Genomic DNA, 18,628 nt, shown 5'->3' with positions numbered 1-18,628 from the left:
CCCGCCCAGGGTGGCCTGGACAGATTCTGGAACGGTCCAAAGAGGGGCTCTCATGGTGGACACGCTCGGCGTCGCCGTCGTCGGATTCGGCTGGATGGGGCGGGTGCACACCCAGGCGTACGCGCGTGTGCGGCACCACTACCCGCGGCTGCCCCTCGTCCCGGAGCTGGTGACGGTCGCCGAGGAGGTGCCGGGCCGTGCGGAGGAGGCCGCCGCGCAGTTCGGGTTCGCCTCCACGACCCGCGACTGGCGCGAGGTGGCCGCCGACCCGCGGGTCAAGGCGGTCAGCATCACCGCGCCGAACTTCCTGCACCGCGCAATCGGCGTCGCCATGGCCGAAGCGGGCAAGCACATCTGGATCGAGAAGCCGGTGGGTCTGACCGCCGAGGACGCCCGCGCGGTGGCGGACGCGGTGGCCGCGGCGGGAGTGCAGGGCACCGTCGGCTTCAACTACCGCAACGCGCCCGCCGTCGAGGCGGCCCGCGAGCTGATCGCCTCCGGGGAGATCGGCACCGTCACGCACGTCCGCGTACGGCTGTTCAGCGACTACGCGGCCCACCCCGAGGGGGCGCTGACCTGGCGGTACGAGCGGGAGCGGGGCGGCAGCGGGGTGCTGGGCGACCTGGCCTCGCACGGCGTGGACCTGGCCCGGTTCCTGCTCGGCGACATCACGTCCCTCGCGGCCGACACGGCGGTCTTCCTCCCGGAGCGGGCCCGCCCGGCCGGCGCCACGGCGGGCCACAGCCGCGCCGCCGGAGGCGAACTCGGCCCGGTGGAGAACGAGGACTACGTCAGCTGCCTGCTGCGGTTCGCCTCAGGGGCGCGCGGCGTCCTGGAGGCCTGCCGGGTCTCGGTCGGCGAGCAGAACAACTACGGCTTCGAGGTGCACGGCACCAAGGGGGCGGTGTTCTGGGACTTCCGCCGCATGAACGAGCTGGGCGTCAGCCGCGGCACGACGTACCAGGACCAGTCCGTGAGCACGGTCTACGTCGGCCCGGGCCACGGGGAGTTCGCCGCGTTCCAGCCGGGCGCTGCGAACGCGATGGGGTACGACGACCTGAAGGTCATCGAGGCGTACCGCTTCCTCACGTCGGTCGCCGAGGGCAGGCCGCACGGAGCGACGCTCACGGACGCCGTGCACAGCGCCGCCGCGCTGGACGCGATGGCGCGGTCCGCGCGGAGCGGGAGCTGGGCGGAGGTGGCCGGGCGGGCGTGAAGCGGTCCCGTCAACGCGGGCCCTGATACCGCCGGCCCAGGTAGACCTTCGCCGGGACGAGGACCAGCCACAGCCACATGATGGCCGGGCCGGTGACGAAGACCAGCGGAACGGTGACGAGGAAGACCACCACGATCGTGGCGCTGTCGAGGAGGTACAGCGGAGCCGTCGCCTCGGTGGGCGTGCCGTGGCGCAGCCAGGGGCGGCTGGCCAGGACGGCGGCCACCGCCAGGTGGCAGGCGCCGAGCGCGGCGACGGCCCCGGCGTAGACGGCGACCGTCACGGACTGGTCGCCGTACTCGGCGAGCAGCCGGGTCGGGAAGGGCACGAGGGCCGCGACGCCGAACCCGAGGACGGACAGGCTGATCACCTGTCCGTCGACCTCGCTCACCCCGCGGAAGATCCTGCGGTGGTCGCGCCAGTAGCTGCCGAGCACCGCGACGCTGAGCGCGTAGGCCCCGAGGTCGGGGAGCACCCGGCGCAGGGCTTCGCGGTACTGGTCGGGCTCCAGGTCCCGCGGCACGTAGAGATCCAGGACGAGCAGGGTGATGGCGATGGCGAACACGCCGTCGGCAAGCGCCAGCAACCGGTCCGGCCCGCCGTCCGGGCGTGATGTCCACATGGGTCCGACGGTAGGCGCGGCGCGGGTCCTGCTTCCGGATCCACGCCCGGCCGGGCCGTCCGGATCACACGGCCGCCTGCGGTGGCATGTTGTACGGCGTCACCACCTGGATCGCCGACGGCAGGGTCGGCCCCGCCGGCGGCAACGCGTCGTGGGCGCGCATGACGGTGTGGCAGGCCTCGCGGACGTCCTGGCGGAGGTCGTGGTGGAGCACGGCGGACAGGCGGTGCTCGCGCAGCAGCCGGGTGTTGTCGTGGTCGAGGTCGTGCGCGACGAACACCGCGCAGTCGCGGCCGAGGTCGTCGAAGGCGCGCAGCGTGGCGATGTTGCCGCCGCCGATGGAGTATACGGCGCGGATGTCCGGGTCGCGTTCCAGTGCGGCCCGGACGAGGTCGTACTGGGTGGCGTCCAGGCCCTGGCCCTCGGCGATCTCGACCAGCGTGCGCTCGGGGTGCCGGGCGCGCATCGCGCTGCGGAAGCCCATCTCGCGCTCTTCCTCGTTCCGGAAGAAGCCGCTGCTGAGGCTGGTGAGGATGTTGCCAGGGCGCTCCCCCAGCCACTGGCCCATCAGGTACGCGGCCGTAGCTCCCGCCGCCCGGTCGTCTATGCCGACGTAGGCGCGGCGGGCGCTGGCGGGCAGGTCGGTCACCAGCGTCACGACCGGGACACCGGCGGCTTCGAGCCGGCCGACCGCGGCGGTCACCTCGGGGACGTCCGGGGCCTTGAGGATCACGCCCTGCGAGCCGCGCCGGGCGACGCGGTCCAGGGTCCGCACCAGCTCCCCGGCCGGGCCGGTCTCGCGGAAGTGGAAGCGGGAGCGCAGCACCGCCGGACGCAGGGACGGCAGTTCCGCCTCCAGGGCGGCGCGGATGGCCGTGGTGAACCGCTCGGGCGCCTGCATCACGATGTCGACCATGAACGTCCGGCCGACGAGGCGGACCTGGGTGCGCTGCCGGTCGAGGTCGGCGATGGCCTGGCGGACCTCCCGGGCGGTGCTCTCGCGCACGCCTCCCCTGCCGTTCAGCACCCGGTCGACGGTCGCCTCGCTCAGGCCCGCCTGACGTGCGATCTCCCGGATCGGGAACGGGTGGCCCATGCGCCGGCTCCTTGAGGGGTTTTTGATGGCTCGCTGCTGGTTGTTCGAGGTGTTTGTACTGACAAGAATGACAGGGCTGCGTCGCTCCGTGACCCCGAAGGGACGACGATGTCCTTCACTTCCGTCCACCACCGCGCCTGGCTGTCCGAACAGGATTGCGATCTCGACGCGTTCCGCGCGCTGGTCGAGCAGGCCACCGACCCCGCCGATTATCCGCACGCCTCCGCCGTGGAGCGGAACGTGCTCGTCTACGACTGCGGCCTGCTCGAAGGTGACCGGGTGGTCCAGGCCGAGCTGGTGCGGGCGCTCGCCGACGGGCCCGGCATCGTGGTCTTCCGCGGCGCCTTTCCCGACTCGCGGGTCGTGGACCGGGCCACCGACGTGTTCGAGGCGCTGATCGCCGAGCAGCGCGCCTCGGGCGCGGCCGCCGGAGACCACTTCGCCAAGCCGGGCGCCAACGACCGGGTGTGGAACGCACTGGAGAAGGCGGCCCTCTACGACGCGGAGGCGTTCGCCGACTACTACGCGAACGAGATCCTGGCCCTGGTGGCCACCGCCTGGCTGGGGCCCGGCTACCAGGTCACCTCCCAGCTCAACGTGGTCAACCCGGGTGGGGCTGCCCAGACCGCGCACCGCGACTACCACCTGGGTTTCCTGCCGAACGACGTGGCCGCCGCCTATCCGGCGCACGTGCACCGCCTCTCCCCCGTGCTGACGCTCCAGGGCGCGGTCGCGCACTGCGACATGCCGGTGGAGTCCGGGCCGACGATGTACCTGCCGCACTCGCAGAAGTACGAGCCGGGCTACCTCGCCTGGCGGCGGCCGGAGTTCCGGGCGTACTTCGAGGCGCACCAGGTGCAGTTGCCGCTCGCGAAAGGCGACGCGGTGTTCTTCAACCCGGCCCTGTTCCACGCGGCCGGCACCAACCGCTCCGCGGACATCCGGCGCATGGCCAACCTGCTCCAGGTGTCGTCCGCGTTCGGCCGGGCGATGGAGACGGTGGACCGGGAGGCGGTGTGCAACGCGGTGTACCCGGTTCTGCTCAAGCGCAAGGCCGAGGGCACCGACCAGGCGTGGCTGGAGCACGTGATCGCGGCGAGCGCCGAGGGCTACCCCTTCCCCACCAACCTCGACAGCGACCCGCCGGTCGACGGGCTGGCGCCGCCCTCGCAGGCGGATCTGATGCGGCGGGCGCTGCGCGAGGAATGGACGCCGGAGGCGCTCCGGACGGAGCTGCGTGCCGGTGCCGAACGGCGAGAGAGCTGAGGAACCCGATGGGACTTCTCGACGACAAGGTCGTCCTGGTCAACGGCGGCAGCCAGGGGGTCGGCGCGGCCATCGCGCGGGCCGCGCTGCGCGAGGGGGCGGTCGTGGCCGTCACCGGACGGCGCCCCGGGCCGGGCGAGGCCCTGGTGGAGGAGCTGACCGCCGCGGGCGGCAAGGCCCTGTACGTGCGGGCCGACCTGTCCGACGCCGGGCAGGCCAAGGGCTCCGTAGCGCAGGTCGTACAGGCGTACGGCCGGGTCGACTGCCTCGTGAACTCGGCCGGACTGACCTCCCGCGGCACGCTGCTCGACACCACGCCCGAGCTGTTCGACCAGCACATCGGGATCAACCTCAAGGGCCCGTTCTTCGCGATGCAGGCGGTGGTGGCGGACATGGTGGGGCGTCAGGCGCCCGGCACGATCGTCAACATCATCACCTCGTCGGCGCACGGCGGGCAGCCGTTCCTCGCGCCGTACGTCGCCGCCAAGGCGGGTCTGATCGGCCTGACCCGCAACGCCGCGCACGCGCACCGGTGGGACCGGGTCCGGATCAACGGCCTGAACATCGGCTGGACGGCGACGGAGGGCGAGGACGCGACGCAGAAGGCGTTTCACGGGGCGGGGGACGGCTGGCGCGAGGAGGCTGCGGCGAAGCTGCCGATGGGCAAGCTTGGCCAGCCGGACGAGATCGCCGACTTTGTTGTGTTCCTGCTGTCGGACCGGTCCGGGGTGGTCACCGGGTCGATCATCGAATGGGATCAGAACGTTCTGGGCGGACTCGACTAGAAATCTGCCGCGCTTTGTCCGTCTGTCGCGTGCGGCGCCGTCGTGGCTGGTCGCGCAGTTCCCCGCGCCCCTGAGGGCGTGCACCACACCAAGGAGCAATTCATGCGTATCGGAATCCTCGGCCTCGGCCGCATCGGCGCCTTTCACGCCGAGACCCTCTCCGGACTCGACGCCGTCGACTCCCTCGTGGTGACCGACCCGTTCGCCGACGCCGCCAAGGCCGCCGCCGAGCGGTTCGGGGCCGACGTCGTGGACTCGCCGGAGGCCCTGCTGGCCGCCGGCGTGGACGGCATCGTCGTCGCGGCCGCGACGGACGCCCACCCGGCGCTGATCCTGGCCGGTGTCGAGGCCGGCGTCCCCGTCTTCTGCGAGAAGCCCGTCGCCCGGACCATGGCCGAGGGTGTCGAGGTGCTCAAGGCCGTCGCCGGCCGGGACGTGCCGATCCAGATCGGCTACAACCGCCGTTTCGACGCCGGCTTCGTCAACGCCCGCGCGGCCGTGCAGAGCGGTGAGCTCGGCAAGCTGCACACGGTCCGCTCGACCACGCTGGACCCGGCGCCCCCGCCGGCCGCGTACATCGCCGCTTCCGGCGGCATCTTCCGCGACTGCTCGGTGCACGACTTCGACATCATCCGCTGGGTGACCGGCCGTGAGGTGACCGAGGTGTACGCCGTCGGCGGCAACCGCGGCGCGGACTTCATCAAGGAGGCCGGTGACGCCGACACCACCGGCGCGATCCTCACCCTCGACGACGGCACCATCGCGGTGGTGTCCAACTCCCGCCACAACGCCCGCGGTTACGACGTCCGCATGGAGATCCACGGCTTCCAGGACTCCATCGCCGTCGGCCTGGAGGACAAGCTGCCGCTGCGCTCGGTCGAGCCCGGGGTGACCTTCCCGGCGGGCACGCCGCACGACTTCTTCATGGACCGCTTCACCGCCGCCTACCGCGCCGAACTGACCGCGTTCACCGAGGTCGTCGCCGGCACGCGCCCCTCCCCCTGCACGATCGAGGACGCGCTGGAGGCGGGCTGGATCGCCGACGCGTGCACCCTGTCCCTGCACGAGCACCGTCCGGTGACGATCGAGGAGGTACGGCAGGCATGAGCGAGACGGGCCGGGAACCCCTGCGCATAGGTGTGCTGGGAGCCGCGCGGATCACCGAACGCTCCCTGGTCGACCCGGCCCGGGCGACCGGCCACCGCGTCGTCGCGGTGGCCGCCCGTGACCGCGCCCGCGCCGAGGCGTTCGCCGCGGGGCACGGAGTGGAGCGGGTGGCGTCCTCGTACGCCGAGCTGATCGCCGATCCCGAGGTCGACGTCGTCTACAACCCGCTCGCCAACGGTCTGCACGGCCCGTGGAACCTGGCCGCCCTCGCCGCCGGCAAGCACGTGCTGTCGGAGAAGCCGTCGGCGAGCAACGCCGGGGAGGCGGCGGAGGTGCGGCGGGCCGCCGAGAAGGCCGGGACGGTCTTCATGGAGGCGTTCCACTACCTCTTCCACCCGGTCACCCGGCGCCTCCACGAACTGCTGGCCTCCGGCGAACTCGGCGAACTGCGGCACGTCGAGGCCATGGTCGCCATCGCCGCGCCGCCGGACACCGACCCGCGCTGGTCGCTGCCGCTGGCCGGCGGCGCGGCGATGGACCTCGGCTGCTACAGCCTGCACGCGCTGCGGATGCTCGCCCCCTGGGCGGGTGGCGCCCCGCGCCTGACCGCGGCCCGGGCCGGGGAGCGCGCGGGCGCGCCCGGCGTCGACGAGTGGCTGGACGCCGACCTGGAGTACCCCGGCGGCGCGACGGGCTCGGCCCGCTGTCACATGGCGTACGACGGCCTGGACATGAGCATCCGGCTCATCGGCACCCGGGGCGAGGCGACGGCCCCGAACTTCGTCCTGCCCCAGCTGGACGACCGGGTCGTGATCCGCACACCCGAGGGCGAGCGCACGGAGCACCTCGGCACGCGCTCGTCGTACACGTACCAGCTGGAGGCGTTCGCGGCCCGGGTGCGGGAAGGCACGCCGCTTCCGCTGGACGCGGACGACGCGGTGACGACGATGGAGCTCATCGACGCCTGCTACCGGAAGGCCGGGTTCGAGCCCCGGCCGCGCACCAGGATCTGAGGCACGCCGACAGGGCCCGGGAACGCGTCCCCGGGCCCTGTTCACGCGTACAGCGCGGGTTTCTCCGCGAGTTCGACCTCGACCCGGCCGCCGTCCTCCAGCGCCCGGACCCCCGCCTCGCACACCGCCGCAGCGGCATAGCCGTCCCACACGCTCGGGCCGGTCACCTCGCCCCGGCGGGTGGCGTCGACCCAGGCCTGGAGCTCCTGGTCGTAGGCCGTCTCGAAGCGTTCGGTCCAGTCCTGGGCGATGGTGCCGCCCCAGCGGCCGGCCATGTTGGTGACCAGGGCGTGGCCGTCGCCGATGCGGGCGGTGCCGCGTTCGCAGACGACCTCGGCCTGGACCTGGTAGCCGAAGCCGCAGTTGACGAAGATCTCGACATCGCTGAGGGCGCCGCCGTCGGTCTCGAAGACGACGAACTGGGGGTCTTGCAGGGCCTCCGGGGCGCTCGCCGAGGGGGTGGGGCGCAGCACCGTGACGGCGGTGATCTCGTGGCCCAGCAACCAGCGGGTCGCGTCGGCCTCGTGGGCGACGGAGTCGCTGATCAGCATGGAGCTGGTGAAGAAGGGCGGGCTGGCGACGTTGCGGTGCCGGTTGTGCAGCATGAGCGGGCGGCCCAGCTGACCCGTCGTCAGCAGGGCCTTCAGCTTGGCGTACTCGGGGTCGTAGCGGCGCATGAAGCCGACCTGGACCCGGCGGTGGCCGAGGCGCAGTTCGGCTTCGAGGACGCGCAGGGCGGAGGCCGCGTCGGGGGTGAGCGGCTTCTCGCACAGGACGGGCAGATCGTGCTCGAAGGCGGCGAGCAGGGTGGCTTCGTGGGCCGGGCCCGGGGAGGCGATCAGGACGGCGTCGACGTCGGCCGCCGCCATCGCGGCCGCCGGGTCGGTGTGGGCGGTGCAGCCGTCGACTCGGGCGGCGACGGCCTTCGCGCGCTCCGCGTCGACGTCCACGACGGCCGTCACCCGTGCTCCGCTGGTGACTTCGTGGATACGGCGCACGTGGTCGGCGCCCATCCTTCCGGTACCGATGACCGCGACTCCGAGGGGGGCGCGCTCCGTCATGGCCGTCCTTTCGGGTCGTCAGGCGCCGCAGGACCTCAGGAACTTGCGGGTGCGCACCGCGATCGGCAGCGGCTTGTCCGGCTCGCAGGGGTACATGTCCTGCTCGACGATGGCGAAGAGGTCCACGCCCAGCTTCTGCGCGGCCCTCAGGACGGGGCCCAGCTCCGGGACACCGGCGGGCGGTTCGCACATCACGCCGCGCGCGACGGCCGGGCCGAACGGGACCTCGTTCTTGACGACGTCCGCGAGGATCTCCGGGTCGACCTGCTTGAGGTGCAGGTAGCCGATGCGCTCGCCGTACGTCTCGATCAGCTTGACGCTGTCGCCGCCGCAGTAGGCGTAATGCCCGGTGTCCAGGCAGAGGTTGACGGCGCCGGAGTCGGTCGAGTCGAGGAACCGCTCGACGTGCTCCTCGGTGTCGATGTGGGTGTCGGCGTGCGGGTGGACGACGATGTCCAGGCCGTACGTGTCCTTCACCTCGCGGCCGAGGCGCTCCATGCCGGTGGTGAGGTTGCGCCACTGCTCGGTGGTGAGCTCCGGCTCCTCCAGGATCTCGGCGGTCTTGTCGTCCCGCCAGAACGACGGGATGACGACCAGGTGCTTGGCGTCCATGGCCTGGGTGAGGGCGGCCACGTTGCTGACCTGCTCCCAGGTGGAGTCCCACTCGGAGGGGCCGCGGTGCAGTCCGCAGAAGATGGTGCCGGCGGAGACCTTCAGGTTCCGCTTGGCCACCTCGTCGGTGAGCCGGGCGGGGTCGGTGGGCAGGTAGCCGTAGGGGCCGAGTTCGATCCAGGAGTAGCCGGCCTCGGCGACCTCGTCGAGGAAGCGTTCCCAGGGCACCTGCTGGGGGTCGTCGGAGAACCAGACGCCCCAGGAGTCGGGGGCGGAGCCGACCCGGATGCGGTCGAGCGCGTGGGCCATGTCAGGACTTTCCTTCCGAGGACGTGGCTACGGGAGCGGTGAGGTCCCCCTCTTCGGGGAGCTCTTCGACGTCTACGCCGCGGACTTGCGCCAACTCGTGCTTGAGGGAGGCGAGTTCGGCGCCGCCGGCCATGTGGTTGGTGAGCTCTTCGAGGGAGACGTCGCTGCGGGAGGCGGACAGTTCCATGGTGCCCAGGCGCAGGACGCTGAAGTGGTCGCCGACCATGTAGGCGTGGTGGGGGTTGTGGGTGATGAAGATGACGCCGAGGCCCTTCTCGCGGGCGGCGGCGATGTACTTCAGCACCACGCCGGACTGCTTGACGCCGAGGGCGGCGGTGGGCTCGTCCAGGATGAGCACGCGGGCACCGAAGTAGACGGCGCGGGCGATGGCGACGCACTGGCGCTGGCCGCCGGAGAGCGTGCCGATGGGCTGCTCCAGGTCGTCCAGGACGATGCCCATGTTGCGCAGTTCGTCGTCCGCGGTCTTCTTCATCTGCTCGATGTCGAGACGGCGCAGCGGCCAGGGGCCCTTGGTCAGCTCGGAGCCGAGGAAGAAGTTGCGCCACACCGGCATCAGCGGGACGACTGCGAGGTCCTGGTAGACCGTGGCGATGCCCTTGTCGAGGGCCTCGCGCGGGGTGGAGAAGCGCACCGGTTCGCCGTCGACGAGGAACTCGCCCTCGGTGTGCTGGTGCAGCCCGGAGATGATTTTGATGAGGGTGGACTTGCCGGCGCCGTTGTCACCCAGGACGCAGGTCACCTTGCCCGGGTGGACCTCCAGGCTCACGCCGTGCAGGGCCCGGATGTTGCCGTACGACTTGCCCGCGCCCCGGAGTTCGACGAGGGGGCGCTCGCCGGCGGGCGGGGTGTCCTTGAGGACGGCACCGTGGGTGCCGGTTTCTTCGCTGGTCATCGCGGTCACCTCCGGGTCGCCGTGCGCTGGACCCACAGATTGATGAGAACGGCGCCCAGGAGCATCACGCCGAGGAAGGCCTTGAACCAGTCCGGGTTCCAGCCGGCGTAGACGATGCCCTGCTGCACCATGCCGAACATGAAGGCGCCGAAGACCGGGCCGATCGCCGAGCCGTAGCCGCCGGTGAGCAGGCAGCCGCCGATGACGGCCGCGGCGATGTAGATGAGCTCCTGGCCCACGCCCTCGCCGGACTGCACGGTGTTGAAGGAGAACAGCTGGTGCATGCCGACGAACCAGGCGCCGAACCCGACCAGCATGAACAGGGAGATCTTCGTGAAGGTCACCGGCACACCCACGGCCCGCGCGGAGTGCTTGTTGCCGCCCACGGCGAAGATCCAGTTGCCGTACTTGGTGCGCAGCAGCACCCAGGTGGCGAGGGCGGCGAACACCAGCCAGTACACCACCGTGATCTTGACGTTCACCCCGCCGACCTCGAACGACGAGGCGAAGATCTTCTGCGCCTGGGCGAAGCCGTCCATGTCGCTGATGTCATCGGTGGCCACGTTGCCCGTGACCAGCTTGGTGATCGCCAGGTTCACGCCCTGGAGGATCAGGAACGTCCCCAGGGTGACCAGGAAGCTCGGCAGGCCGGTCTTGACCAGCAGCCAGCCGTTGAAGGCGCCGATCGCGAGCGAGACGAGCAGGGCGACGATCACGCCGACCCAGACGTTCAGGGTCAGCTGGTAGCTGAGCATCGACGCGGTCAGCGCCGAGGTGATCACGGCGACACCGGCGGACAGGTCGAACTCGCCGCCGATCATCAGCAGGGCCACGGGCAGCGCCATGATCCCGATGGTCGACGACTGGTACAGGATGTTCGCCATCGAGCTGCCGTCACGTACCGGCGGCGCGGCGATCAGGAAGAACACGAGCACGGCGACGGCGCCGAGGAACACCCCGACCTCGGGCCGGGCCAGCAGCCGCAGCGCCAGCGGGCGCCGCTGCGTCCTGCCGTCGGACTGCTTCTGGCCGGGGGCCGGCGGTGTTCCCACCGCCGGCGTGGCCTGCTGGGTCATGCTCATCACCGGGTGCCCTTCGCGGCGAACTCCCCGATCTTGTCGACGTTGGACTTGTCGACGAAGGCCGGGCCGGTCAGCACGGGCTGCTCGCCGCCGCCGCTGTAGTTGCCGTTGTTCTTGTAGAGCCACAGGCCGTCGACGGCCAGGTAGCCCTGGAGGTAGGGCTGCTGGTCGACGGCGAACTGGATGTCGCCGGCCTTGATGGACTTGATGAGGTCCTTGTTGAGGTCGAAGGTGGCGATCTTCGCCTTGCTGCCGGCGTCGGCGGCCGACTGCACGGCCGTCAGCGCGAAGGGGGCGCCGAGGGTGACGACGTAGTCGATGGAGGGGTCCTGCTTGAGCTTGGCGGTGATCGTCGACTTCACGGACGGCATGTCGGTGCCGTTGACGTTCTGCGGGTCGACCTTGCCCTCGAAGGTCTTGGCCACGCCGTCGCAGCGCTGGGTGAGGCCGACGTTGCCCTGCTCCTGCATGACACAGAGGACCTTCTTGGCGCCGACCTCGTTGAGCTTCTTGCCGAAGGCCTCGCCCGCGACGGACTCGTCCTGGCCGAAGAACTCCAGCAGGTTGAGCTTCTTCCAGTCGCTCAGGCCGGAGTTGAGGCCGACGACGGGTATGCCGGCGCTCTCGGCCTTGCCTATGACGCCCTTGAGGGCGTCGGGCTTGGCGAGGGTGACGGCGATGCCGTCGACCTTCTGGTCGATCGCGTTCTGGACGAGGTTCGCCTGGTTGCCCGCGTTCGGGTCGGCGGAGTAGACGAGCTTGATGTTGTCCTTGGCGGCCGCGGCCTCGGCACCCTTGCGGACGGTGTCCCAGAAGGTGTCGCCGGGCGCCTGGTGCGTGACCAGGGCGACGGTCATGCGCGGGGTGGTCGCCTTGCCCGCCGAGGCGTCCGCCGCGCCTTCCTCGGACTTCTTGCCTCCGGAACTGCTGGAGCAGCCGGCGAGGGTCAGGGCCGCTGCCGCGGCCACGGCGATGACGGGCGCGAACCTGCGGGAGCGGGGGTGAGAAGAGCGGTCCATCTTTCCTGGCACCTCACTGTGCTACTGCGGGGGAAAGGAAGGGATCACGAAGGGATCCGTGGTCCCGGAGCCTTACGGAGTCCGGATCATGATGCCGCAAACCGACTGTTGCGATGGCACGGGATACAAGTCGCTGCCACGCCCGCTGTCAATACTTTGTTAAGACATCATTTCACAAGCAGGTCCGAATGTAAGTACAAACTATTGACAGCACCGCCCTCCGCCGCCTACACCTGGGGGGCGGCAGGCCCCGTGGATCCACGCCCCCACCGTGGCAGGGCGCCCCCGGACCCGCATCCCCAGCTTCCCGAGGAGGTCGCGCATGGCCGAGCCAGCCCAGTATTTCGATGTGATCACGATGGGCCGCATCGGGGTCGACCTCTACCCCCTGCAGACCGGCGTCCCCTTGGAGAAAGTGGAGACGTTCGGGAAGTTCCTGGGAGGTTCCGCGGCCAATGTGGCGGTCGCGGCCGCACGCCTCGGACGCCGTACCGCGGTGATCACACGCACCGGCGACGACCCCTTCGGCACCTATCTGCACGAGGAGCTCAAGGGCTTCGGCGTCGACGACCGCTGGGTCACCCCGGTCGGCGCGTACCCGACGCCGGTCACCTTCTGCGAGATCTTCCCGCCGGACGACTTCCCGCTCTACTTCTACCGCCGCCCCAAGGCCCCGGACCTGGAGATCCACACCGACGAGCTGGACTTCTTCGCCATCCGCGGGGCCCGCATCTTCTGGATCACCGGCACCGGCCTGAGCGAGGAGCCCAGCCGGTCCGCCACACTCGCCGCCCTCAAGGCCCGCGACAAGTCGGGCGTCACCGTCTTCGACCTCGACTGGCGGCCCATGTTCTGGCGCGACCCCGAGGAAGCCCGCCCGTACTACCGCGAGGCCCTGCGGCACGCCACGGTCGCCGTCGGCAACCTGGACGAGTGCGAGATCGCCACCGGCGTGCGCGAGCCGCAGGCCTGCGCGGACGCGCTGCTGGAGGCGGGCGTGGAGCTGGCCGTCGTCAAGCAGGGCCCCAAGGGCGTCCTGGCCGTGCACCGCGACGGCACCCGGGCCGAGGTGCCGCCGGTGCCGGTCGAGGTGGTCAACGGCCTGGGCGCGGGTGACGCCTTCGGCGGTTCGCTCTGCCACGGTCTGCTCGCCGGCTGGGACCTGGAGCGGACCATGCGCCACGCCAACGCCGCCGGCGCCCTCGTCGCCTCGCGCCTCGCCTGCTCCTCCGCGATGCCCACCGAGTCGGAGGTCGCGGACCTCCTCGCCGGGGTGCCGTCGCCGAGCACGAGCCACTGAAACGGAGCCTTCCTTGAACATCGGCATCCCCGACCTCACCACGGTCCGGGCCCGCAATCCCGAGGCCGTCGCCGAGGCGGCGGCCCGGCGGACGCGGCGCCCGCTGCTCGGCGACAGCGGCCGCCTGATGATCGTGGCCGCCGACCACCCGGCGCGCGGCGCCCTCGGGGTCGGCGACCGGCGCCTGGCCATGGCCAACCGCGCCGACCTGCTGGAGCGGCTGTGCACCGCGCTGTCGCGGCCCGGCGTCGACGGGGTGCTCGCCACCGCCGACATCCTGGAAGACCTGCTCCTGCTCGGGGTGCTGGAGAACAAGGTCGTCATGGGCTCGATGAACCGCGGCGGACTCGCCGGCGCCGCCTTCGAGATGGACGACCGCTTCACCGGGCACCGCGCCGAGGACATCGCCCGGCTCCGCTTCGACGCGGGCAAGCTCCTGGTCCGCATCGACTACGACGACCCGGGCTCGCTGACCACCCTGGAGTCCACCGCCCGGGCCATCGACGCCATGGCGGATCGGCGCCTCCCCCTGTTCGTCGAGCCGTTCATCTCCCGGCGGGCCGACGGCAGGGTGCGCAACGACCTGTCCGCCGAGGCCGTCACCCGGTCCGTCGCCATAGCCTCCGGGCTCGGCGGCACCTCCGCCTACACCTGGCTGAAGCTGCCCGTCACCGACGACCCGGACGACATGGCCGAGGTGCTGGAGACCTCCACCCTGCCGGTCGTGCTGCTCGGCGGCGAGGTCGGCGAGGACCAGGAGGGCGCCTACGAACGCTGGCGCAAGGCCCTGCGGCTTCCCACCGTCCAGGGCATGGTCGTCGGACGGTCGCTGCTCTACCCGGCCGGGGGCAGCGTGGAAGAGGCCGTGGACACGGCCGTCGGTCTGCTGTGATCCGGAGGATGCAATGACGTACCACCTTCCCGCCGGCAAGGCCGTCGGCGGCCCCTACGCCGTCGACGTCACGCCCGAGAAGGCCGGCTGGGGCCATTCCAGCCTGCGGGCCCTGGAGCTGCCGCCGGGCGGCGCGCACTCCTTCGACACCGGTGACAGCGAGTGGATCGTCGTCCCGCTCAGCGGCGGCTGCACGGTCGCCGCCGGGGACGACTTCGGCCAGGAGACGTTCGAACTCCAGGGACGCGCCGACGTGTTCAGCGGCGTCAGCGACTTCGCGTACGTGCCGCGCGACGCCCGCGCGACCGTGACGTCCGCCGGCGGCGGCCGGTTCGCGCTGACCGGCGCCCGCTGCACCCGCCGCCTGCCCGCCCGCTACGGCCCGGCCTCCGAGGTGCCGGTGGAGCTGCGGGGCACCGGGAACTGCTCCCGGCAGGTCAACAACTTCGGCGCGGCCGGGGTCTTCGAGTGCGACAAGCTCATCGCGGTCGAGGTGATCACGCCGGGCGGCAACTGGTCGTCGTTCCCGCCGCACAAGCACGACGAGCACCGGCCGGGCGAGGAATCCGTGCTGGAGGAGATCTACTACTTCGAGTTCGCCGGCCACGACGGCGTCCCCGGCCTCGGCTACCAGCGCGTCTCCCCCTCCGGCCCGGGCCGGGACACCGACGTGCTGGCCGAGGTCCGCGACGGCGACGTCGTGCTCATCCCGGACGGCTGGCACGGGCCGTCGATGGCCACGCCCGGCCACCACATGTACTACCTCAACGTCATGGCGGGCCCGGAGGCCGAGCGCGCCTGGCTGATCTGCGACCACCCCGACCACGCCTGGGTCCGCGACACCTGGCCGGACCAGCCGGTCGACCCCCGCCTCCCCCTCTACACCGCCCCGGAGACCTCCGTATGAGCGCCCCCACCCGCCGACTGACGACCGCCCAGGCACTGGTGCGGTTCCTGTCCGCCCAGTACACCGAGCGGGACGGCGTGCGCCGCCGGCTGATCGCCGGGACCTGGGGCATCTTCGGCCATGGCAACGTCGCCGGGGTCGGTCAGGCGCTCCTGGAGGCTGGCGAGGAGGTCATGCCGTTCCACCAGGGCCGCAACGAGCAGTCCATGGTGCACGCGGCGGTCGGCTACGCCCGGCAGCTGAACCGCCTGTCCGCGCAGGCGGTGACGACCTCGATCGGCCCGGGCGCCACCAACCTGGTCACCGGCGCGGCCCTGGCGACGATCAACCGGCTTCCGGTGCTGCTCCTGCCCGGCGACTACTTCGCCTCGCACGCCCCCGACCCGCTGCTCCAGCAGCTGGAGCACCCGGTCGAGGCCGACGTGTCGGTCAACGACACCCTGCGCCCGGTGTCGCGGTACTTCGACCGGATCACCCGCCCCGAGGCGCTGATCCCTTCGGCGCTCCAGGCGATGCGGGTGCTGGCCGACCCGGCCGAGACCGGCGCCGTCACCCTCGCCCTGCCGCAGGACGTGCAGGCGGAGGCGTACGACTGGCCGGAGGAGTTCTTCGCCGAGCGCGTCTGGTACGTACGGCGCCCCGCACCGGACCCGGTGGAACTGACGGCTGCCGTCGAGGCGATCCGGTCGGCCGAGCGGCCGCTGATCGTGGCGGGCGGCGGCGTCCACCACAGCGAGGCCGAGGCGGCGCTGAAGGCGTTCGTGGAGGCCACCGGCATCCCGGTCGCCTCCACCCAGGCCGGCAAGGGCTCGCTGCGCCACGACCACCCCGCCGACCTCGGCGGCATCGGCCACACCGGCACCGCGGTCAGCGACGAACTGGCCCGCACCGCCGACCTGGTGATCGGCGTCGGCACCCGCTACACCGACTTCACGACCGCCTCCGGCACGCTCTTCCAGAACCCGGGCGTGCGGTTCCTCAACCTCAACATCACCGGCTTCGACGCGCACAAGCTGGCCGCGCGGACGCTGGTGTGCGACGCCCGGTCCGGTCTGGAGAAACTGGCCGAGGGGCTGGCCGGGCACCGCGTGTCCGAGGCCTACGAGGCCGGGTACCGCGCCGGCAAGGAGCGCTGGGAGGAGGTCGTCGAGGCCGCCTACCGGGCCGACGACGAGAACGCGGTGCCGACCCAGACACAGGTGCTCGGCGCGCTGGACGCGGCCGTCGGTGACGAGGACGTGGTGATCAACGCGGCCGGTTCGCTCCCCGGCGACCTGCACAAGCTGTGGCGCTCCCGCAGCCCGCGCCAGTACCACCTGGAGTACGGCTACTCCTGCATGGGCTACGAGATCCCGGCCGGCATCGGCGTCCAGCAGGCCGCCCCGGGCACGCCCGTCTGGGCGCTGGTCGGTGACGGCACCTACCTGATGATGCCGACGGAGATCGTCACCGCCGTCCAGGAGGGCCTGCCGGTCAACATCGTCCTGATCCAGAACCACGGCTACGCCTCCATCGGCGGTCTGTCGGAGGAGACCGGCGGCGAGCGGTTCGGCACCGCGTACCGCTTCCGGGCCGCCGACGGCACCTTCACCGGCGCCGCGCTCCCCGTCGACCTGGCCGCCAACGCCGCCAGCCTCGGTATGGACGTGCTGCGCGCCAAGACCATGCGCGAGCTGCGCGAGGCGCTCGCCGCGGCCCGCGCCTCGGACCGGCCGACCTGCGTGTACGTCGAGACCGACCCGGCGCCCACCGCTCCCCCGGCCGAGGCCTGGTGGGACGTGCCGGTGGCCGAGACCGCCTCCCGCGAGGCCGCCGTCGAAGCCCGCGAGCGCTACGACCGCCAGGTCGCGGACCGCCGCCGCCACCTCTGAACCTCCCCTGAACCCAGGCTCCACGAAAGGCCCTTGCGCACCATGAAGACCATCACCCACTGGATCGACGGCAAGCCCGTCGAGGGCACCTCCGGCCGGTTCGGCCCCGTCTACAACCCGGCGACCGGCGCCCAGGAGAAGCAGGTAGCGTTCGCGTCCGTCGACGAGGTCGACGCCGCGGTCGCCTCCGCCCGGGCCGCCTTCGAGAGCTGGGGCGAGTCCTCCCTGGCCAAGCGCACGGCGATCCTGTTCAAGTACCGCGAGCTGCTCGACGCCCACCGCGACGAGATCGCCGAGCTGATCACCGCCGAGCACGGCAAGGTTCACTCGGACGCGCTCGGCGAGGTCGCGCGCGGCATGGAGATCGTGGAGCTGGCGTGCGGGATCTCCGTCCAGCTCAAGGGCGAGCTGTCCACCCAGGTCTCCAGCCGGGTCGACGTCGCCTCGATCCGCCAGCCGCTGGGTGTCGTCGCGGGCATCACGCCGTTCAACTTCCCGGCGATGGTGCCGATGTGGATGTTCCCGCTGGCGATCGCCTGCGGCAACACCTTCGTGCTGAAGCCGTCCGAGAAGGACCCGTCGGCCTCCTTCCGGCTGGCCGAGCTGGCCACCGAGGCGGGCCTGCCGGAGGGCGTCCTGAACATCGTGCAGGGCGACAAGACGGCCGTGGACCGTCTCCTGGAGCACCCGGACATCGAGGCGGTGTCCTTCGTCGGCTCGACGCCGATCGCCAAGTACATCCAGCTGAAGGCCGTCGAGCACGGCAAGCGGGTGCAGGCGCTCGGCGGCGCGAAGAACCACATGCTGGTGCTGCCCGACGCCGATCTGGAACTCGCCGCCGACCAGGCGATCAACGCCGCGTACGGCTCGGCGGGCGAGCGCTGCATGGCCGTGTCGGTGGTCGTGGCCGTCGGTGACATCGGCGACGAGCTGGTCGGCAAGATCGCCGAGCGGGCGAAGAACCTGAGGATCGGCCCCGGGAACGACCCGGCCTCGGAGATGGGCCCGCTGATCACCCGCGAGCACCGCGACAAGGTGGCGTCCTACGTGGCGTCGGCGGCCGAGCAGGGCGCCGAGGTCGTGGTCGACGGCACGGGCTTCTCGGTGGAGGGCCACGAGAACGGCTTCTTCCTCGGCGTCTCCCTGCTGGACCGGGTGCCGCTGACGGCGGACGCGTACCGGGACGAGATCTTCGGCCCGGTGCTGGCGGTCGTCCGTGCGGAGACGTACGAGGAGGCCATCCGGCTGATCAACTCCTCGCGCTGGGGCAACGGCACGGCGATCTTCACCCGGGACGGCGGCGCGGCCCGCCGCTTCCAGCTGGAGGTCAAGGCCGGCATGGTCGGCGTGAACGTGCCGATCCCGGTCCCCGTCGGCTACCACTCCTTCGGCGGCTGGAAGGACTCCCTCTTCGGCGACCTGCACATCTACGGCAACGACGGCATCGCCTTCTACACGCAGGGCAAGGTCATCACCACCCGCTGGCCGGACCCCTCCGACGGCGGTATCAACCTCGGCTTCCCGAGCAACTCCTGACACCCGTAAGGGGGGTTCATC

At 71.5% G+C, this 18,628-nt stretch carries 17 protein-coding genes; 10 read left to right on the top strand and 7 right to left on the bottom strand.

Translation table 11 applies throughout. The features are described 5' to 3' along the window. Positions 1-52 precede the first annotated feature (52 nt). Positions 53-1,216, top strand: coding sequence for a Gfo/Idh/MocA family protein (locus OO68_RS09665; protein ID WP_033307794.1), 1,164 nt, complete (start codon positions 53-55; stop codon positions 1,214-1,216). Between the two features lie 10 nt (positions 1,217-1,226). On the opposite strand, the gene OO68_RS09660 is transcribed toward OO68_RS09665, so the two are convergent. Together OO68_RS09660 and OO68_RS09655 are read right to left on the bottom strand one after the other, a co-directional pair. Further along, the gene (locus OO68_RS09660) at positions 1,227-1,838 is read right to left on the bottom strand and encodes a TMEM175 family protein (protein WP_209442562.1); all 612 of its coding nucleotides are present in this window, start codon (positions 1,836-1,838) and stop codon (positions 1,227-1,229) included. Between the two features lie 64 nt (positions 1,839-1,902). Continuing rightward, a complete protein-coding gene (locus OO68_RS09655; protein ID WP_033307793.1) occupies positions 1,903-2,934 on the bottom strand; it encodes a LacI family DNA-binding transcriptional regulator in 1,032 nt (343 codons plus the stop codon). A 108-nt stretch (positions 2,935-3,042) separates the two neighbouring features. Here OO68_RS09655 and OO68_RS09650 point away from each other — a divergent pair, with 108 nt between their 5' ends. The 4 genes from OO68_RS09650 (at position 3,043) to OO68_RS09635 (ending at position 7,105) form a co-directional block, all read left to right on the top strand. Next, complete coding sequence (locus tag OO68_RS09650; protein ID WP_033307792.1) at positions 3,043-4,200, top strand: phytanoyl-CoA dioxygenase family protein; 1,158 nt, start codon at positions 3,043-3,045, stop codon at positions 4,198-4,200. An 8-nt stretch (positions 4,201-4,208) separates the two neighbouring features. Beyond that, positions 4,209-4,985 carry an SDR family oxidoreductase gene (locus OO68_RS09645; RefSeq protein WP_033307791.1) on the top strand — a complete coding sequence of 259 codons (777 nt, stop codon included), beginning with the start codon at positions 4,209-4,211 and terminating at the stop codon, positions 4,983-4,985. Positions 4,986-5,087: 102 nt separating this feature from the next. After that, positions 5,088-6,092 (top strand): Gfo/Idh/MocA family protein, encoded by a 1,005-nt coding sequence (locus OO68_RS09640; RefSeq protein ID WP_033307790.1) that lies wholly within the window; start codon positions 5,088-5,090, stop codon positions 6,090-6,092. After that, positions 6,089-7,105, top strand: a complete 1,017-nt coding sequence (locus tag OO68_RS09635) for a Gfo/Idh/MocA family protein (RefSeq protein ID WP_033307789.1) — start codon at positions 6,089-6,091, stop codon at positions 7,103-7,105. Before OO68_RS09640 ends, OO68_RS09635 begins: the two co-directional genes overlap by 4 nt. 41 nt (positions 7,106-7,146) lie before the next feature. Here the strand turns inward: OO68_RS09635 and OO68_RS09630 are convergent, their stop codons facing one another. Genes OO68_RS09630 through OO68_RS09610 form a run of 5 tightly spaced genes read right to left on the bottom strand, consistent with a single transcriptional unit; the run spans position 7,147 to position 12,101 of the window. Further along, positions 7,147-8,166: a Gfo/Idh/MocA family protein gene (locus OO68_RS09630; protein WP_033307788.1), complete on the bottom strand. Its 1,020-nt coding sequence runs from the start codon at positions 8,164-8,166 to the stop codon at positions 7,147-7,149. 18 nt (positions 8,167-8,184) lie between these two features. Continuing rightward, positions 8,185-9,087, bottom strand: a complete 903-nt coding sequence (locus OO68_RS09625; RefSeq protein WP_033307787.1) for a sugar phosphate isomerase/epimerase family protein — start codon at positions 9,085-9,087, stop codon at positions 8,185-8,187. A gap of 1 nt (position 9,088) precedes the next feature. Next, a complete protein-coding gene (locus OO68_RS09620; RefSeq protein ID WP_033307786.1) occupies positions 9,089-10,000 on the bottom strand; it encodes an ATP-binding cassette domain-containing protein in 912 nt (303 codons plus the stop codon). A gap of 5 nt (positions 10,001-10,005) precedes the next feature. Beyond that, the gene (locus OO68_RS09615; protein ID WP_033307785.1) at positions 10,006-11,082 is read right to left on the bottom strand and encodes an ABC transporter permease; all 1,077 of its coding nucleotides are present in this window, start codon (positions 11,080-11,082) and stop codon (positions 10,006-10,008) included. Beyond that, on the bottom strand, positions 11,082-12,101 hold the full coding sequence (locus OO68_RS09610; protein ID WP_033307784.1) for a sugar ABC transporter substrate-binding protein: 1,020 nt from the start codon (positions 12,099-12,101) through the stop codon (positions 11,082-11,084). Before OO68_RS09610 ends, OO68_RS09615 begins: the two co-directional genes overlap by 1 nt. A gap of 322 nt (positions 12,102-12,423) precedes the next feature. On the opposite strand from OO68_RS09610, the gene iolC reads away from it, so the two are divergent. From iolC to OO68_RS09585, 5 genes are read left to right on the top strand one after another with little or no spacing between them, the layout of a single operon-like run. Next, a complete protein-coding gene (gene iolC, locus OO68_RS09605) occupies positions 12,424-13,401 on the top strand; it encodes a 5-dehydro-2-deoxygluconokinase (RefSeq protein ID WP_033307783.1) in 978 nt (325 codons plus the stop codon). A 13-nt stretch (positions 13,402-13,414) separates the two neighbouring features. After that, positions 13,415-14,293 (top strand): Cgl0159 family (beta/alpha)8-fold protein, encoded by an 879-nt coding sequence (locus OO68_RS09600; protein WP_033307782.1) that lies wholly within the window; start codon positions 13,415-13,417, stop codon positions 14,291-14,293. Positions 14,294-14,306: 13 nt separating this feature from the next. After that, the gene (gene iolB / locus OO68_RS09595) at positions 14,307-15,200 is read left to right on the top strand and encodes a 5-deoxy-glucuronate isomerase (RefSeq protein ID WP_033307781.1); all 894 of its coding nucleotides are present in this window, start codon (positions 14,307-14,309) and stop codon (positions 15,198-15,200) included. Continuing rightward, a complete protein-coding gene (gene iolD, locus OO68_RS09590) occupies positions 15,197-17,071 on the top strand; it encodes a 3D-(3,5/4)-trihydroxycyclohexane-1,2-dione acylhydrolase (decyclizing) (RefSeq protein ID WP_033307780.1) in 1,875 nt (624 codons plus the stop codon). Before iolB ends, iolD begins: the two co-directional genes overlap by 4 nt. Positions 17,072-17,113: 42 nt before the next feature. Continuing rightward, complete coding sequence (locus OO68_RS09585) at positions 17,114-18,607, top strand: CoA-acylating methylmalonate-semialdehyde dehydrogenase (RefSeq protein ID WP_033307779.1); 1,494 nt, start codon at positions 17,114-17,116, stop codon at positions 18,605-18,607. Positions 18,608-18,628: the final 21 nt, after the last annotated feature.

The sequence above is a fragment of the Streptomyces iakyrus genome (assembly GCF_000717055.1).
Classification (GTDB): domain Bacteria; phylum Actinomycetota; class Actinomycetes; order Streptomycetales; family Streptomycetaceae; genus Streptomyces; species Streptomyces iakyrus.
The sequence above is the reverse complement of the archived record's forward strand: the minus strand, read 5'-3'. Positions and strand labels throughout refer to the sequence as shown.

Coding starts and splice junctions, on each gene's coding strand:
- OO68_RS09650 (WP_033307792.1), top strand. CDS start 3,043: ATGTCCTTCACTTCCGTCCACCACCGCGCCTGGCTGTCCGAACAGGAT.
- OO68_RS09610 (WP_033307784.1), bottom strand. CDS start 12,101: ATGGACCGCTCTTCTCACCCCCGCTCCCGCAGGTTCGCGCCCGTCATC.
- iolD (WP_033307780.1), top strand. CDS start 15,197: ATGAGCGCCCCCACCCGCCGACTGACGACCGCCCAGGCACTGGTGCGG.
- OO68_RS09655 (WP_033307793.1), bottom strand. CDS start 2,934: ATGGGCCACCCGTTCCCGATCCGGGAGATCGCACGTCAGGCGGGCCTG.
- OO68_RS09645 (WP_033307791.1), top strand. CDS start 4,209: ATGGGACTTCTCGACGACAAGGTCGTCCTGGTCAACGGCGGCAGCCAG.
- OO68_RS09620 (WP_033307786.1), bottom strand. CDS start 10,000: ATGACCAGCGAAGAAACCGGCACCCACGGTGCCGTCCTCAAGGACACC.
- OO68_RS09665 (WP_033307794.1), top strand. CDS start 53: ATGGTGGACACGCTCGGCGTCGCCGTCGTCGGATTCGGCTGGATGGGG.
- OO68_RS09660 (WP_209442562.1), bottom strand. CDS start 1,838: ATGTGGACATCACGCCCGGACGGCGGGCCGGACCGGTTGCTGGCGCTT.
- OO68_RS09615 (WP_033307785.1), bottom strand. CDS start 11,082: ATGAGCATGACCCAGCAGGCCACGCCGGCGGTGGGAACACCGCCGGCC.
- OO68_RS09585 (WP_033307779.1), top strand. CDS start 17,114: ATGAAGACCATCACCCACTGGATCGACGGCAAGCCCGTCGAGGGCACC.
- OO68_RS09625 (WP_033307787.1), bottom strand. CDS start 9,087: ATGGCCCACGCGCTCGACCGCATCCGGGTCGGCTCCGCCCCCGACTCC.
- OO68_RS09630 (WP_033307788.1), bottom strand. CDS start 8,166: ATGACGGAGCGCGCCCCCCTCGGAGTCGCGGTCATCGGTACCGGAAGG.
- iolB (WP_033307781.1), top strand. CDS start 14,307: ATGACGTACCACCTTCCCGCCGGCAAGGCCGTCGGCGGCCCCTACGCC.
- OO68_RS09640 (WP_033307790.1), top strand. CDS start 5,088: ATGCGTATCGGAATCCTCGGCCTCGGCCGCATCGGCGCCTTTCACGCC.
- OO68_RS09635 (WP_033307789.1), top strand. CDS start 6,089: ATGAGCGAGACGGGCCGGGAACCCCTGCGCATAGGTGTGCTGGGAGCC.
- iolC (WP_033307783.1), top strand. CDS start 12,424: ATGGCCGAGCCAGCCCAGTATTTCGATGTGATCACGATGGGCCGCATC.